Source organism: Paraburkholderia sp. D1E (genome assembly GCF_052682275.1).
On sequence record NZ_JBQYMB010000001.1, the window covers coordinates 4,190,030 to 4,204,637 of the forward strand.

Below are 14,608 nucleotides of genomic sequence, written 5' to 3' on the forward strand. Positions count from 1 at the left end.
CCGTGCTGTTCGTCAATCCAGATGACACACCACATAATCAGCAGCCGCGTCATCGCCGTACGCCTTGAAGTCCGCGAGCACCGTCTCGCGCTCGCGGACATCGGCAAGCACAGCCGGATCGAGTAGCGCGGTAATCACTTCTTCCTGTTCACGGCTCGCCTCCTCCACCACGTCGCCATAGGGGCCCCAGATCGCGCTCGCGCCGCACGTTTCCCAGCCGCCTGTCGTGCCGACGTGATTCGATAACAGCACGTACATGGTGTTGTCGAAAGCGCGCGCGGGAAACCAGATGCGTGACTGGTGGTAGCCAGACTTCACGCTGAAGAGCGCGCTCACGAGATACGCGTGCGCGCCGTTTACCGCAGCGCGGCGCGCGTGTTCCGGAAAACCGGAGTCGTAGCACACGCCGAGCGCGAGCCGCCATCCGTCGATCTCCAGCATGCAGCCTTGCGTGCCCGGCCGGTAAATCTTCGTCTCGCCGCTGTAGAGATGCTGCTTGTGATACGGCTCGATCTGCTCGCCGGAACGGTTGAACACCAGCGAAGAAATATGAAGGCCGTTCGCTCCGCCTACGCCACGTGTTGCCGCGCCGACGATCACGGCGATCTCGCGCTCGCGGCAGATATCCCGAATCGGCTCGAGGCGTGCATCGTGTCGGTCGAATGCGTATTTTGCGGGGTCACCCGCAATCAGGTCGGGCTCGTAGCCGCTTAGGAATTTCTCGGGAAAAACCACCAGTTTCGCGCCATGGTCAGCGGCGATACCGGCCAGTTCAACCGTTCTGGCAATGTTTGCCGTGACGTCACCGGAAACGGGTTGCGCTTGCGCTGCGGCAATTCGCAGTGGCGCTCGCGGCAGCGGGGCCTGTTTGTTATTCAACACGAACTCCGTCAGGAATGGACCGTTGGGGTATGCCCGCCGGGGAGTGGCTTTGGCGCTTTGTATGGCGAGCGGGGCCTTGGCATTTAAACACGGGCTGCGTGCCGTGCGTGAGTGCGAAGGTAGGTTTGTGAAACACCTTCGATTATTCATGGCGCCTACGCGTAGCGGCAAATGACGCGGAAGGAGTTTGACTGGGGGCGTCGTTTTGTCGAAGGCGACCGGCATTGCTGTGCGTACTCCGACTGCCTTTTCGATGGACGGTTGCGGCTTCGAGTTGTTGTCCGCACAACCATTCGATTGGACGGCGGGATTGGAGAGTGAGTTGTTGTCGTTTGGGGAACTCGATGCCCCAGTGCACTCGCCTCGCGCTCGAGGGGATGGCCACGAGCCGCGTGGTCGAGATGTAGACCGTGATGCGAGTAAATGTCTCGCATCAGTGTCTGCCCAGACACAAACGAGAATTTACAAAGCCAGGAGTGAGGGCAACCACACAGACCGTGCACATCAGGCAGGAAGCGCACTCCGTCATGCGCCTTGACATCTCCTCTGCACAAACGCTGTCGTTTTCGATGCGCCGCCCCACTGAACAAGCGAGAAAGCCGAATCAGGCGACAATAGGAAAATCGAAACCTCGTCAACAACAGGAAAAGAGATGCTTTTATCCGAACAATGGGTGCTGGTAACGGGGGGCGCCCGCGGACTCGGCGCCGCGATCACGCGTGCACTGGTACGCGAAGGCGCGGGCGTCGTGGTGAATTACCGTAAGAGCGAAACGCTGGCTCACGCACTCAGAGACGAACTCGGCGACCGTATCGTGCCGATCCAGGCGGACGTAACCGATGCAGCGGCTGTCGCGCGTCTGTTCGAAACGGCGCAGGCGCAAGCCGGGCAGCCTATCGTGTCCGTGGTCAACAACGCGCTGGCCGACTTCCAGTTCGACGGCGACGCTCGCCCGAAAATCGACTCAATCGACTGGGCGCGCTTCCAGCAACAGTCGGACGGTTCGCTCAAGGGCGCGCTCAATACGATGCAAGCGGCCGCCTCGGGTATGCGCTCACGCGGATTCGGCCGCATCGTCAACGTCGGCACCAATCTGTTTCAGAACCCCGTGGTCCCCTATCACGACTACACCGCGGCCAAAGCGGCGCTGCTGTCGCTAACGCGCACCGCTGCTCACGATCTCGGCCCGGACGGCATTACGGTGAACATGGTGTCGGGCGGCCTGCTACGCACCACGGACGCGAGCGCGGCCACGCCGGAATTCGTTTTCGACCTGATCGCCAGTTCAACGCCGGTGCGGCGCGTCACAACCCCCGAAGAGTTCGCCGACGCCGTGCTGTTCTTCCTGTCGCCTTGGGCGCGCGCGGTCACGGGTCAGAATCTGATCGTGGACGGCGGCCTCGTGAAGGGCTAATCGAAAAGCGCGCAGCAACGCCGCGTTCAACGTTCCGCTCAGCTCACCTCGACCACAACTTTGCCTCGCGCGCTACCGTCGGACAGTGCGTCATAAGCAAGCTGCGCGGAACTCAGATCAAAGCGCCGTGCGTCGAGGCGGGGCGCGAGCCTGTTTTCTTCAGCGAACCGCGCCGCCACATGCAGCATCTCGCCGTAATGCGCGCGGCCTTTGCCGGAAAGCAACGCATGCAGCGTAAACACGCCTGAGTAAGTGGCTTCGCGAAACGACAGCGGCGCTAGCGCATGCGTGCCCCACCCGAGCGCGCTCACCACATGGCCGAAATGCCTCACGGCGGCAAACGATGCGTCGAGCGTCGCCCCGCCGACCGTATCGACGACCAGGTCGAAACCCACGCCATCCGTCGCAGACTGGACATATTGCTCGACCGACTGCGCACGGTAGTCGATCGGCGTAGCACCGAGCGCCTCGATCAAACTGCGTTCGCGCTCGCTCACTGTCGCAAAGACTTTCGCACCGAGCGCGAGCGCCAACTGCACTGAGACGTATCCGACCCCGCCCGCCCCGCCATGTACAAGCACCGTTTGCCCCAAGCGCAAATGCGCGCGATCGACAATGCCCGAGTATGCCGTGATGAAGGCAAGCGGCAGCGCAGCGGCTTCGCGCATCGAGAGATTGGACGGCTTCAAGGCCAGCAGATCCGCGTCGACACATGCGTATTGCGCCAGCGAGCCTTGCAAGCCACCCACGCCACCGGTCATTCCGTATACCTGATCACCCGCTTTGAAGGCGCCGACACCGTCGCCGACTGCCTCGACGACGCCTGCCATGTCGATCCCCAATACCGCCGGTAACGGATGTTTCGCGTGCCCGGCGGCGCCGGCGCGGATCTTGGTGTCGAGCGGATTCAGGCCGCTCACAGCGATTCGCACCAGCACCTCGCCGCGCGCAGGTTCAGGGCGCGGCAATTCAGTTAGTTCGAGCGGGCCGTTGTGCCGTTTGAGAACGAGAGCTTGCATGGACATGACGCTTCCCCTGCGATTGATTGTGAACGAGTCGATACAGGCATAGTCCTCCCCGCGATACAGCGTGTAAATCGACACTTCCGCACGGCACGCAAACAAAAATGCCACCGTTCGTCCACAAAAGTGTCGCCGCGCAACCACCACCACGGCGCACAACCAACACTTCTTCTCGTTGTCTTTTTCCGAAGCATTTCCACCATATGCAGCAGTGACGCCAGCCATGACTCGCCCCGCAACACGCGGACACTTGCCGCACGCGCTTTCGCGCGGCGTCGATCGCGGACGCGGGTTTACCTTCGTTTGACTTAAGGAAGCAGGGCCGTTTACTGGACGCAGTTTGAGCCCGCCCAGACGCTTTCAATTTACTTTGCCCAGCTGAATTGTGTTCTGGGAGCGTCTCCCATTATTTATGGAGGTGTGTCATGGTTAGCGTGTCCAGCAGCGCCGCCGGAGAACTCAAAGCCGCGATCCGAGGCGAATTGTTGCTGCCCGGCGACGCGGGTTTCGACGAGGCCCGCAGCATCTGGAATGCAATGATCGACCGGCATCCAGCGATGATCCTGCGCTGCGCCGGTGTGGCCGACGTGCGCCGCGGCGTAGCATTCGCGCGCGACAACAATTTGCCGCTGGCGGTGCACAGCGGCGGCCATAACATCGCCGGCACCGCGCTGTGCGACGACGGCCTCGTGATCGACCTGTCGCCGATGAAATCGGTACATATCGATCCGCTGGCGCGGCGCGCGTATGTCGAGCCTGGCGCGACGCTCGCCGATTTCGACCACGAGGCGCAAGCGTTCGGGCTCGCCACGCCGCTCGGCATCAACTCGACCACCGGCGTAGCAGGTCTGACGCTCGGCGGCGGATTCGGCTGGCTAAGCCGCAGATACGGCATGACCGTCGACAATCTGATTTCAGCGGACGTGGTGACCGCCGACGGCGAGCTGCTGCACGCGAGCGCCGACTCGCATGACGATCTGTTCTGGGCGATTCGCGGTGGCGGCGGCAATTTCGGCGTCGTGACACGCTTCGAGTTCGCGCTGCATCCGGTCGGACCGCTCGTGTACGGCGGCCTCTTTGTGCTGCCACTCGATCAGGCGAAAAATGCCCTGCTCCAGTACCGCACGGCTGCAGAACAGATGCCGGAGGAATTGAGCGTATGGGCCGTTTTGCGGCTTGCGCCACCGCTGCCGTTCCTGCCGCCCGAAGTGCACGGCAAGCCGGTCATTGTATTCGCCATGTGCTACTCGGGCCCCGTCGAAAAAGGCCCGTCCGTGGTGGAGGCCGTACGCGGCTTCGGCACGCCGGTTGGCGAACATCTTGGGCCGATGCCGTACGCCATGTGGCAACAGGCGTTCGATCCGCTGCTGACGCCGGGCGCTCGTAACTATTGGAAGTCACACAACCTCGACAAAATATCGGACGGTCTCATCGATGCACTGCTCGATGCGATTGGCAAGCTGCCGTCGCCGCAATGCGAAATCTTCTTCGGGCAGATCGGCGCACAGACGAGCCGGGTGCCGGTCGAAGCCACGGCCTATTCGAGCCGCGACACGCAGTACGCGATGAACGTGCACGGCCGTTGGGACGACGCGAGCGATGACGAGCGCTGCATTGCCTGGGCCCGCGCTTTCTTCGACGCCGCAGCACCGTTCGCGCTGGGCAGCGTGTACGTCAACTTCATGACAGAGGAGGAAGGCGGCCGGGTGGCTGACGCGTATGGGCCGAACTACGCGCGTCTCGTCGCCGTGAAGAACCGCTACGACCCGCGCAATCTGTTCCGCCACAATCAGAATATCCGCCCGGCGGCGTAGGGATCGAGGGGGAAGCGGCGTTGAATGCCGCGAATCCCCGCGAACGTCAGCGCATTACGGTTGTCTGAATCACAAGCCGTGGCGTCAGGCACGCTAAATGCTCGTTAGCAGGCATACGGGCTCCCGGCGTATGGACGTGCCGGCGTCACGGCACTCACTGTCACATAAGAAAACGCAACCTTCACCACGCAAAAAGGAAAACAATCATGCGCAGACGACAATTCATCATGACCACGAGCGCTGCTTTGGCTACGGCGGGTTTTAGCCTTGCCGGTTGCACGACCACGTCGCCGTCCTCGAGCGCATCGCCGTCGGCAAACGCCGGCAAGCGCGACACAATCAACGCCGGTGTCGATTCCACGCTGTCGCGTCTGTACGCGAACGTCACCGGCTCGCGTGAACTGGTCGCCAAAGCGCGTGGCGTGCTCGTATTCCCGTCGGTGATTTCGGCGGGCTTCTGGGTCGGCGGGCAGTACGGCGAAGGTGCGTTGCGCGTGGCTGGACGCACAACGGGCTACTACAGCACCGTCGCGGGCTCGTTCGGTTTGCAGATCGGCGCGCAGTCAAAGGCGCTCGTGTTTCTGTTCATGACGCAAGAGGCGCTGGATAAATTCCTCGGCAGCCAGGGATGGGCTGCCGGCGCCGATGCAACGGTCGCCGTGCTGAAGGTCGGCGCGAACGGCGCGGTCGATACCTCGACCGCCACCAGCCCGGTCGAAGCGTTTGTACTGACGAACGGCGGCCTGATGGCTGGTTTGTCGCTCGAAGGCACCAAGGTCTCACGTCTGATCATCTGAGCACGCTCCGCTCGCTAAAGACAGTCACGCGGCCTTGCAACCGGCTGCGTGACGCCGCCATCTGGCGGCGTCATCCGCGCCACGGCCGCAGCTCTGTTCGCCTCGCCAGGTCACATTGACCGGTCTGCTGTAAAATTCACCCGTTTTGCAATCCAGGCTGGCCACTGCTCTCTCCTGGCCACGACATTATTCTGTCTGGCGCCTCGTGTATCGCCACGCTGTTTGCCCCGGCTTCCCACTTCGCCGACCGCTCGCGGACGGCTTTTGTGTATGAAAGCGGCGGCACGCCACCTTTTACACATTGATAGCGCAGCCGCCCAGCCGACGCGCTCGCAACCCGCAATCACAGCTCCCTTCAGATGAACACCGCTAGTCCCACTCACGGTTGGCTCGCCAATCTTCCCGGTATCAAGAGCAATGTCCTCGCGGGTCTCACCTCGTCGTTCGCGTTGGTGCCGGAATGTATCGCCTTCGCGCTGGTCGCCCACCTCAATCCGCTGATGGGTCTGTACGGCGCCTTCTTCATCTGCACGATCACGGCGCTTTTCGGCGGACGGCCCGGCATGATTTCCGGCGCGGCCGGTTCGATGGCTGTGGTGATCGTGGCGCTGGTCGTGCAGCACGGCGCGCAATATCTGCTCGCCACGGTGGTGCTCAGCGGCATCCTGATGGTGCTGTTCGGCGCGTTACGGCTGGGCAAGCTGATTCGCATGGTGCCGCACCCCGTGATGCTCGGTTTCGTCAACGGACTCGCAATCATCATCGCGATGGCGCAACTGGCGCACTTCAGGCAGAGCACGCCGCAAGGCGAACAATGGCTGCACGGCAGCGCGTTGCTGATGATGTGCGGTCTCGTCGCGCTGACGATGCTGATCGTCTATCTGCTGCCGCGGCTCACACGCGCCGCGCCGCCCGCGCTGGTGGCAATCGTCGGCGTGGGGCTCTTCAGTCAGATTTTGCACCTGCCTACGCGTACGCTCGGCGACATGGCCCACATTGCCGGCGGCCTGCCGAGCCTGCATTTACCCAGCGTACCGATGAATCTCGACACGCTGTATGTAGTGCTGCCCTATGCGTTGCTGATGGCAATCGTCGGTCTGCTGGAAACGCTGCTGACTTTCAACCTGACCGACGAGATCACCGAAACCCGCGGCCAGCCGAATCGTGAATGTCTGGCGCTGGGCGCGGCGAATATCGCCTCGGGGCTGTTCGGCGGCATGGGCGGCTGCGCGATGATCGGGCAGACCATGATCAATCTGAATTCGGGCGGCCGTTCGCGGCTGTCGGGCATCGTCAGCGGCGTGATGATCCTGATGTTCATCCTGTTTCTGTCACCGCTGATCGAACGGATTCCGTTGGCGGCGCTGGTCGGCGTGATGTTCGTGGTGGCGCAGCAGACCTTTGCATGGGGCTCGCTGCGGGTATTGGGCAAGGTGCCGCGCAACGACGCGCTGGTCATCGTCGCAGTCACCATCATTACCGTATTCTCCGATCTCGCGATCGCAGTGTTGTGTGGCATCGTGATCGCCGCGCTCAATTTCGCCTGGCAACATGCCCGCGAAATTCACGCGCATATCGAAGACCACGGCGGCGACAAAACCTACGTTCCGCGCGGCACGCTGTTTTTTGCGTCGACCACCCGCTTTCACGAGCTTTTCGACCCGGTCAAAGATCCAGCCGACATCACGGTCGATTGCAGCCATCTGATGCTCGCGGACCATTCCGCATTGGCGGCGCTGCAGGGACTGGTCGAACGCTACCGGAAAGCCGGCAAGCAACTACGCGTGAAAAATCTGTCGGAGCGCAGCCTGCGCCTGCTGACCCAGGCCGGCGTTGAAATATCAGGTAACGGCGACCTTCTTCATCGGCGCGCGTCGCTTTAATGGCCGCGTTCAAGGCCGCGTTCAAGACAATTCACTCGATCGACAGCACAAGCGAGGCAACTTCACAACGCGGCCACTGCTGCAGCACCTCGGGCGCCAACAGCAACTTGGCCGCCCGCACCCCTGCCCCCATCACGATCTGAGCGCGCTCCATGACCGCGGCGTCGACGAGAATGCGCCAGTCGTCCGGCAAGCCAAAGGCAGTAATTCCGCCGAACTCCATCCCGCTATGCTCCACCGCGGCCTCCCGCCTGGCGAACGAAAGGCGCTGCGCACCCAGCGCAGCCTTCACCGCACCGTTAATGTCGAGGCGCAGCGAACCCAGCGAAACGAGCGCCGCGTAGTGCTCGGCACCCTCCTTCTTGTAGCGGATCACGATCGTGTTGGCGCAGTCCTCAAGGCCGAAGCCGTAGCGCGCGCTGAATTCGGCGGTATCAGAAGCGTCATCGCTAACGGCAAATACGGTCACGCCCTGAGCCGGCAAATTCTCGACGACATGCGCTGGCAAATGCGCGCTCAATTGTTCCGCAGGAATGATGTCCAGCTGCTTTACGGGTTCGTGCGAGTGCATAGTGATCAAAGTGTGAAGGTCCAACGGCATTCTAACGGCACACCTGCTTGCGGCGCATCACGCCCATGCGCATACGGCACTTGATATAGTGACAGGCACAAGGTTTGCGAAAGGTGTCGATGCGAAGACTGCGTCGATGCCACCTCAACGGCACGCACACGGCGCATCCGGCGCCAGTATCCCATTGAGAAAAACGACCATGGACATCGACACGCTTTCCGCCGAGAACCTTCAACTGGTGGCCCGCAAGCAGGCCAATTGGGCAATCGGCGCATTCAAACAGTTTGCCGACGACCGTTGCGCGGCCATGGCCGCCAGCATCGCTTTCTATGCGGCATTCTCGCTCGCGCCCACGCTGGTCATGGTGATCGCCGTGGCCGGCTGGTTCTTCGGTGCTGAAGCCGCGCGCGGTGAGTTGTTCAACCACATTCACGGCCTGCTCGGCGACCAGGCTGCCGCGGGCGTGCAGACCATCGTCGAGAACGCCCATCACAGCGGCAGCGCCGGTGGCGTCGCGGCCATCATTTCATTCACGATGCTGGCGATCGGCGCCTCGGCGACCTTCTCATCGCTCAATAGCGCACTCAATATGGTGTGGCCGTACACGGGGCCGCGCTCGTCGAGCGTGATCGCGCTGGTGCGCGTGCGCCTGATTTCGTTCGGCCTCGTGCTTGGTGTCGCGTTCCTGCTGATCGTCTCGCTGGTGCTCGATACGGTCATCACATTCATCGGCAAATGGCTGTGGGGAAACTCGCCGTATGTGGTGATCGGCAACCTGCTGCAACTCGGGGTCGGCCTGCTGGTGCTGGCGTTCGCCTTTGCCGGCCTGCTGAAGTTTTTGCCCGACGCCAAGGTGCGCTGGCGCGATGCGTTTGTCGGTGGGATCGTCGCGGCCGTATTGTTCTCGGCGGGCAAGAAACTATTCGCGCTGTATATCGCGCACGCCGGGATGGCGAGTTCGTTCGGCGCGGCCGGTTCGCTCGCGGTGTTGCTGATGTGGCTGTACTTCTCGGCCGCCGTGCTCCTGCTCGGCGCGGAGTTTTCAGCGGCACGCGGGCGCATGCACGATCCGCGCGGCGGATGGGGCATGCAGGAAGACTCGCCGCCTGGCAGCCGCGCCATGCTTGCGTCGGTGCTCGCAGCATCGACGGTATCGGCTGATGCGCGACCGCGCGTGCAAGACCGTGAATCACGCGCTGCGGGCGCCGCGCCGGCAACGGGAGCGGCAGCCGCCGCGGCGCTTGCAGCAACCGCTCCGGCGTCGGCTTTGCCGCAGATGGAATCGCAAAAGAAGGCTTCGCCACGGGCGACCGCGGTCAAGGTCGGCCGCACCGTCGTTCGTGCTGAAGTGCAGGCAACGCGAGTCGCCGCCGTCACGCTGGTCGAAGCCGGCCGCACGGCCGTCGCGGCCGATCGCTATGTCAAACGGCATCCGTGGACCTCGGTGCTGCTAGCCGCGGCGGCCGGACTGGCAGCCGCGACCGTGGCGCGCCGCAACGGGAAACGATAGCGGCCGTCACGAGCGGCGACCCCACACTGCGCGGCCGCGCCTCGCGCTAACAAGCGCTGGATATGACTGCGCCGATGCGAAGGCCATCACATCGGACCGCAACGGCAAGTCTCCGCCCAAAAGGGTGCAACCGCAGCGGTTGCGCCTGCTCACACCGCACAAATTCTGTCCAGCGCGCACGTCAAGCGAAAACACGGCCCCATTTTTATATGGGCGCTACAGAACGGCGAGAGTAGTTAGACGACTAAATTACAAATGCCATTCAAACATGTGTCTAAATTGAGGGTACCGGACCCTTCACTATCAACGAAACAACAATAATGCGCAGTCAACGAATAAATATTGCGGAAATAGCAATAATCGTTAACGGGCTTTAAATACAAGGCTTTGCGTCGTTTGTCACTTTTTAGAGACAGTCTTTTTTTTCCTGTTCTTGCCGGTTGAGGCAGTGAGCTATTCTCCTTTCCGCAACAAAGAAACTAATCATCTGCGTGGAGAAATGGATGAAACGAATCGCACTGTCTACCCTCTCGCTGGCGCTTCTGGGCGTCACCGGCGTGGCACATGCTCAAAGCAGCGTTACCCTCTACGGCCTGATCGATGAATCGATCCAGTTCGCGCACAACACGGTTGACGCTTCCGGCAAGAACTCGAATCAAACCGGCCTGGTCGGCGGCAACCTTCAAGGTAACCGTTTTGGCCTGAAGGGCACGGAAGACCTCGGCGGCGGCCTGAAGGCGATCTTCCAGTTGGAAAACGGCTTCGACATCAATACCGGCAAGCTGGGTCAAGGCAACAAGATGTTCGGTCGTCAAGCCTTCGTCGGCCTGTCGGGCGATCAGTGGGGTACGGTCACGCTGGGTCGTCAGTACGATCCGGTGGTGGACCTGGTTCAACCGCTGACGGGTGACAACTACTTCGGTTCGACCTTCGCAACGCCGGGTGACGTTGACAACAACGACAACACCTCGCGCACGAGCAGCGCCGTCAAGTACACCTCGCCGGTGTGGAGCGGCTTCCAGTTCGAAGGCATGTACGCGTTCGGCGGTGTGGCTGGCGCAACGGGTTCGGGTCAAACGTGGTCGGGTGCAGCAACGTACTCGACGGGTCCGTTCAGCGTGGCTGCAGGTTACTTCCGCGCCGACAATCCGAGCTCGACGGCTCTGCGTTCCACTTGGGGCGGCACGTCGGACGGCACGTTCGACAACCAGGTCAGCACCATCTACACCACGGCGAAGTCGATCGGCATCGCTCAGGTGGCAGTGCAGTACGTGGCAGGCCCGTTCACGGCCAACCTGCGCTACAGCAACGCTCAATACAAGCCGGACGCACAATCGGGCTTCGGCTCGGCTGAGAAGTTCAACGTCGGTGGCGCTTACCTGGGTTACCAGGCAACGCCGGCAATGCTGGTGGGCGTAGGCTACGTCTACACGAAGGCTAGCGGCGACACGAGCGCAACGTATCACCAGGTTTCCCTGGGCGGCGACTACAACCTGTCGAAGCGCACGGACATCTACCTGGTCGGCGCATATCAGCACGCAAGCGGCAACCAACGCGTTTCGCTCCCGGGCAGCACCACGGGCACGGCGATCGTCGACGCTGGCGCAGCGATCGGTTCGTACGGCTACAACTCGGCTACCAGCTCGCAAGAACTGGTCAGCCTGGGCATCCGCCACAAGTTCTAATCGGGCTTGACGGACTGCTGAAGCAACACGCAGTTGAAAACCAGCCACGGGCGCAAGCCCGTGGCTGGTTTTTTTTCGTCTGCCGATCCGTACGCTACTACCCTGAACCGCCTAGCGCCGCTGGGCCTTGCCCTTCTCTGCCTGCGCCAACGTCTGTGCGGGCTTCGCATCGAGCTCATGCTCCACGCCGTCCGCACCCACCGGCGCGCGATGCAGCACCAGTGCCCGCTCACGCTGCAGCAGCGGCACATTGGGCGAATCCTGCCAGTCCGGATCGGGAATTTCGCCGAACACCTGGCGCAAGCGCTCGCCCCATGTGCGATGAATCATCTCGAAGTACGCATTGTCGTGATCGATCGAGACGAAGCGCGTGACGTGCAGCACATCTTTCTCGTAGACGAGCAGATCGAGCGGCAAACCGACCGACAGATTCGAGCGTAGCGTCGAATCCATCGAGATCAGCGCGCACTTGGCGGCTTCGTCGAGCGGCGTGGACGGCGTGAGCACGCGGTCGATGATCGGCTTGCCGTACTTGGCCTCGCCGATCTGGAAATACGGGTTCACGGCCGACGCTTCGATGAAATTTCCCGCCGCGTAGATCATGAACAGACGCGGCCGGTTGCCCGCGATCTGGCCGCCGAGAATGAAGCTGCAATTGAACTCGACGCCGAATTCCTGCAACGCCTCGGCTTCGCGCTGATGCACGCAACGCACCGCACGGCCGATCACGCGGGCCGCGTCAGCCATAGTGGGCGCGTTCCAGAGCGTGGGCAGCGAGGGATCGGCAGGCTCGGACAGTTCGTGGAGCACCGCTTGCGTGAGCGACAGATTGCCGGCGCCCAGCAGCACGAGCATGCGTTCGCCAGGCTGTTCGAACACCGACATCTTGCGTGCGGTGCTGATGTGATCGACGCCCGCATTGGTGCGCGTGTCCGAGAGGAACACGAGCCCGTCGTCGACGGACATCGCTACACAGTAAGTCATAAGGAAAGGTACCCGCGAAAGACGACAGAACGGCGCTATTGTAATGCGGCGCGCATGCACCTTACCCCTATTACGGCGCGTGCGGGCCTAATCTGAAGCGCTATGCGGGCTGACGCTCATCCAGGCCCCTCGTCAGGCCTGCTGGCAGGCGTCGCCCCGCGATGATGCCAAGGCCGGTCCCAGGGGCCTGTCAGGCGGCCGGTCAGCGCCCCTGGAGCCTGTCCACCCCGGCCGCTCTATTGCGCCAGTTGCGCACTGACCGTGACGGACACCTTCAGTTGCTCCTCCAGCCCGCCGATACGCCGTCCGCGCACTGGCGCTGCGGCTTCGTAGTCGCGCGCCACGGCGAGCCGGCAGTAGATCTCACTGGCAAACGCGGCGTGCGTGACGTCGACGGAAATCCAGCCCTTGCCGTCGAGCCATACGTCGACCCATGCGTGACTCGCTCCGTGCTCGACTTCGCCGGGTTCGATGTAGCCGCTCACATAACGCGCCGGAATGCCTCGCGCGCGACAGCAGGCCAGCATCAGATGCGCATGATCCTGGCACACGCCGTTGCCGAGCGCGAGCGCCTGGGCGGCCGTGCTGGTAACTTCGGTGATGCCCGGGTTGTACTTCACGCGCTGCACGATCTGCTCGGACAACGCAATCAGATTGCTCGAACTCGCAAGGCTCGGCACCGATCCGGCCAGTTCGCGGATCGCCGCGTCGGCCTCGGTAAGACGCGTCGAGCAGGTGAAATGCTCGAGCGGAATCGGGCCGACTGCGTCGGGCAGTTGGCCGTCGATCAGCGGGATCGTGTCCACTTCGCCCGCTACGTGCAGACGAATCTCGCCGTGCGGTTTGTTGATGACGAGCGTATGCAGCACGTTGCCATAAGCGTCGAAGGTGGCGTCGAGCTTGCCGGGCGCATCGATACTCCAGCGCCGCACCACCTGCGAGGCGCCGCTCGACGGCGTCAGACGCAGTTGCTGGATCGAATAATGGACAGTCGCTTCGTAACGATAGGACGTGTCGTGGCGGATCGTCAGGTACATATAAAACTCCGTCAGGCGACTGGCAGCATCAGATAGGTACGCGCAACCAGATTACCAAGCTCGAACACGCGAGCGAGGAACTGCGTCAGATAGGCGTGCAGGCCGGCTTCGAAAATCTGCCGGATGTCGGAGTACACCAGCTCGGCGCGCAACTTGCCGGCAAATCGCTCACACTGGTTCGAGCCCGCCGTGCGCAGCATCGCCAGATTCGCGCAGACGCCTTCGAGCGAAGCGAGCAGCGAGCGCGGCATCTGCTGGTTCAGGATCATCAGTTCGACCACCCGCGCCGGCGTGACGACATCGCGATACACCTTGCGATAAATCTCCAGCGCCGACACCGAACTGAGAATCGAAGTCCAGTAGTAAAAGTCTTCGAGCTGGCGCGCGGCATCGCGTGAGTTCGGCTCGACGTCGGCAAAGCGCACGTCGAGAATCCGCGCGGTGTTGTCGGCGCGTTCGAGGAAGGTGCCGAGCTGTGTGAAGAAGAACGCGTCGTCCTGCAACGCGGTGCCGATCGTCACGCCGCGTGACAGGTGGGAGCGGAACTTCACCCACTCGAATAGCGCGCCTGGATTGCTCGACGCCTGCCCGGACGAGGCGCGTTCGTTGAACTCGAGCCAGGTGTCGTTGATGGTTTCCCACCATTCGGTCGTCAAGGTGCCGCGCACGGCGCGGGCGTTTTCGCGCGCGGCCTGCAAACATGAATGAATGCTCGACGGATTGGTCGCATCGGCCACCATGAAATCGAGCACATGTTCGCGGGTCGGTTCGTCGTAGCGTTGCGCGAAGGCAGACTCGAGTTCGGAGATGCGCAGCACCGAACGTTGCGTGCGCGCATCCTGTTCGGGCGTTTGCGGCAACAGCAGTGCCTTCAGGTTGATGTCGAGCATGCGGGCGGTGTTCTCCGCGCGCTCCATGTAGCGGGCCATCCAGAAAAGGTGATCGGCGGTTCGGCTTAGCATGACGGCGTTCCGTATCTGATGGCGCGGGACCTTTGCAAAAGTAAAAG

The 14,608-nt window shown here is 62.2% G+C and carries 12 protein-coding genes; 6 read left to right on the forward strand and 6 right to left on the reverse strand.

The window, feature by feature from the left end; all coding sequences use genetic code 11:
* Positions 1–12: 12 nt before the first annotated feature.
* Positions 13–882, reverse strand: a complete 870-nt coding sequence (locus ACUN0E_RS18775; RefSeq protein WP_445567580.1) for a carbon-nitrogen hydrolase family protein — start codon at positions 880–882, stop codon at positions 13–15.
* Between the two features lie 652 nt (positions 883–1,534).
* On the opposite strand from ACUN0E_RS18775, the gene ACUN0E_RS18780 reads away from it, so the two are divergent.
* Positions 1,535–2,296 (forward strand): 3-oxoacyl-ACP reductase, encoded by a 762-nt coding sequence (locus tag ACUN0E_RS18780; protein WP_445567581.1) that lies wholly within the window; start codon positions 1,535–1,537, stop codon positions 2,294–2,296.
* A gap of 38 nt (positions 2,297–2,334) precedes the next feature.
* Here the strand turns inward: ACUN0E_RS18780 and ACUN0E_RS18785 are convergent, their stop codons facing one another.
* A complete protein-coding gene (locus tag ACUN0E_RS18785) occupies positions 2,335–3,321 on the reverse strand; it encodes a zinc-dependent alcohol dehydrogenase family protein (protein ID WP_445567582.1) in 987 nt (328 codons plus the stop codon).
* A gap of 422 nt (positions 3,322–3,743) precedes the next feature.
* Here ACUN0E_RS18785 and ACUN0E_RS18790 point away from each other — a divergent pair, with 422 nt between their 5' ends.
* The 3 genes from ACUN0E_RS18790 (at position 3,744) to ACUN0E_RS18800 (ending at position 7,812) form a co-directional block, all read left to right on the forward strand.
* A complete protein-coding gene (locus ACUN0E_RS18790) occupies positions 3,744–5,132 on the forward strand; it encodes an FAD-binding oxidoreductase (RefSeq protein WP_445567583.1) in 1,389 nt (462 codons plus the stop codon).
* A gap of 206 nt (positions 5,133–5,338) precedes the next feature.
* Positions 5,339–5,929: a BPSL1445 family SYLF domain-containing lipoprotein gene (locus ACUN0E_RS18795; RefSeq protein ID WP_408228105.1), complete on the forward strand. Its 591-nt coding sequence runs from the start codon at positions 5,339–5,341 to the stop codon at positions 5,927–5,929.
* A gap of 359 nt (positions 5,930–6,288) precedes the next feature.
* Entirely contained in the window at positions 6,289–7,812 is a 1,524-nt protein-coding gene (locus tag ACUN0E_RS18800; RefSeq protein ID WP_445567584.1) for a SulP family inorganic anion transporter, read from the forward strand.
* Positions 7,813–7,843: 31 nt separating this feature from the next.
* Here the strand turns inward: ACUN0E_RS18800 and ACUN0E_RS18805 are convergent, their stop codons facing one another.
* A complete protein-coding gene (locus ACUN0E_RS18805; RefSeq protein ID WP_445570475.1) occupies positions 7,844–8,383 on the reverse strand; it encodes a YbaK/EbsC family protein in 540 nt (179 codons plus the stop codon).
* Between the two features lie 199 nt (positions 8,384–8,582).
* On the opposite strand from ACUN0E_RS18805, the gene ACUN0E_RS18810 reads away from it, so the two are divergent.
* A complete protein-coding gene (locus tag ACUN0E_RS18810) occupies positions 8,583–9,893 on the forward strand; it encodes a YihY/virulence factor BrkB family protein (protein ID WP_445567585.1) in 1,311 nt (436 codons plus the stop codon).
* 503 nt (positions 9,894–10,396) lie between these two features.
* The gene (locus ACUN0E_RS18815) at positions 10,397–11,578 is read left to right on the forward strand and encodes a porin (RefSeq protein ID WP_408228113.1); all 1,182 of its coding nucleotides are present in this window, start codon (positions 10,397–10,399) and stop codon (positions 11,576–11,578) included.
* 111 nt (positions 11,579–11,689) lie between these two features.
* On the opposite strand, the gene ACUN0E_RS18820 is transcribed toward ACUN0E_RS18815, so the two are convergent.
* From ACUN0E_RS18820 to ACUN0E_RS18830, 3 genes are all read right to left on the reverse strand, one after another.
* Complete coding sequence (locus ACUN0E_RS18820; RefSeq protein ID WP_445567586.1) at positions 11,690–12,562, reverse strand: peptidase; 873 nt, start codon at positions 12,560–12,562, stop codon at positions 11,690–11,692.
* Between the two features lie 236 nt (positions 12,563–12,798).
* On the reverse strand, positions 12,799–13,599 hold the full coding sequence (locus tag ACUN0E_RS18825) for a transglutaminase family protein (RefSeq protein WP_408228119.1): 801 nt from the start codon (positions 13,597–13,599) through the stop codon (positions 12,799–12,801).
* An 11-nt stretch (positions 13,600–13,610) separates the two neighbouring features.
* Positions 13,611–14,561 carry an alpha-E domain-containing protein gene (locus ACUN0E_RS18830; protein ID WP_408228122.1) on the reverse strand — a complete coding sequence of 317 codons (951 nt, stop codon included), beginning with the start codon at positions 14,559–14,561 and terminating at the stop codon, positions 13,611–13,613.
* Between the last annotated feature and the right edge of the window lie 47 nt (positions 14,562–14,608).

Bases quoted from the DNA above. Each gene is read 5' to 3' on its own strand.
- ACUN0E_RS18780 (WP_445567581.1), top strand. From the start codon at position 1,535: ATGCTTTTATCCGAACAATGGGTGCTGGTAACGGGGGGCGCCCGCGGA.
- ACUN0E_RS18785 (WP_445567582.1), bottom strand. From the start codon at position 3,321: ATGTCCATGCAAGCTCTCGTTCTCAAACGGCACAACGGCCCGCTCGAA.
- ACUN0E_RS18790 (WP_445567583.1), top strand. From the start codon at position 3,744: ATGGTTAGCGTGTCCAGCAGCGCCGCCGGAGAACTCAAAGCCGCGATC.
- ACUN0E_RS18795 (WP_408228105.1), top strand. From the start codon at position 5,339: ATGCGCAGACGACAATTCATCATGACCACGAGCGCTGCTTTGGCTACG.
- ACUN0E_RS18800 (WP_445567584.1), top strand. From the start codon at position 6,289: ATGAACACCGCTAGTCCCACTCACGGTTGGCTCGCCAATCTTCCCGGT.
- ACUN0E_RS18805 (WP_445570475.1), bottom strand. From the start codon at position 8,383: ATGCACTCGCACGAACCCGTAAAGCAGCTGGACATCATTCCTGCGGAA.
- ACUN0E_RS18810 (WP_445567585.1), top strand. From the start codon at position 8,583: ATGGACATCGACACGCTTTCCGCCGAGAACCTTCAACTGGTGGCCCGC.
- ACUN0E_RS18815 (WP_408228113.1), top strand. From the start codon at position 10,397: ATGAAACGAATCGCACTGTCTACCCTCTCGCTGGCGCTTCTGGGCGTC.
- ACUN0E_RS18820 (WP_445567586.1), bottom strand. From the start codon at position 12,562: ATGACTTACTGTGTAGCGATGTCCGTCGACGACGGGCTCGTGTTCCTC.
- ACUN0E_RS18825 (WP_408228119.1), bottom strand. From the start codon at position 13,599: ATGTACCTGACGATCCGCCACGACACGTCCTATCGTTACGAAGCGACT.
- ACUN0E_RS18830 (WP_408228122.1), bottom strand. From the start codon at position 14,561: ATGCTAAGCCGAACCGCCGATCACCTTTTCTGGATGGCCCGCTACATG.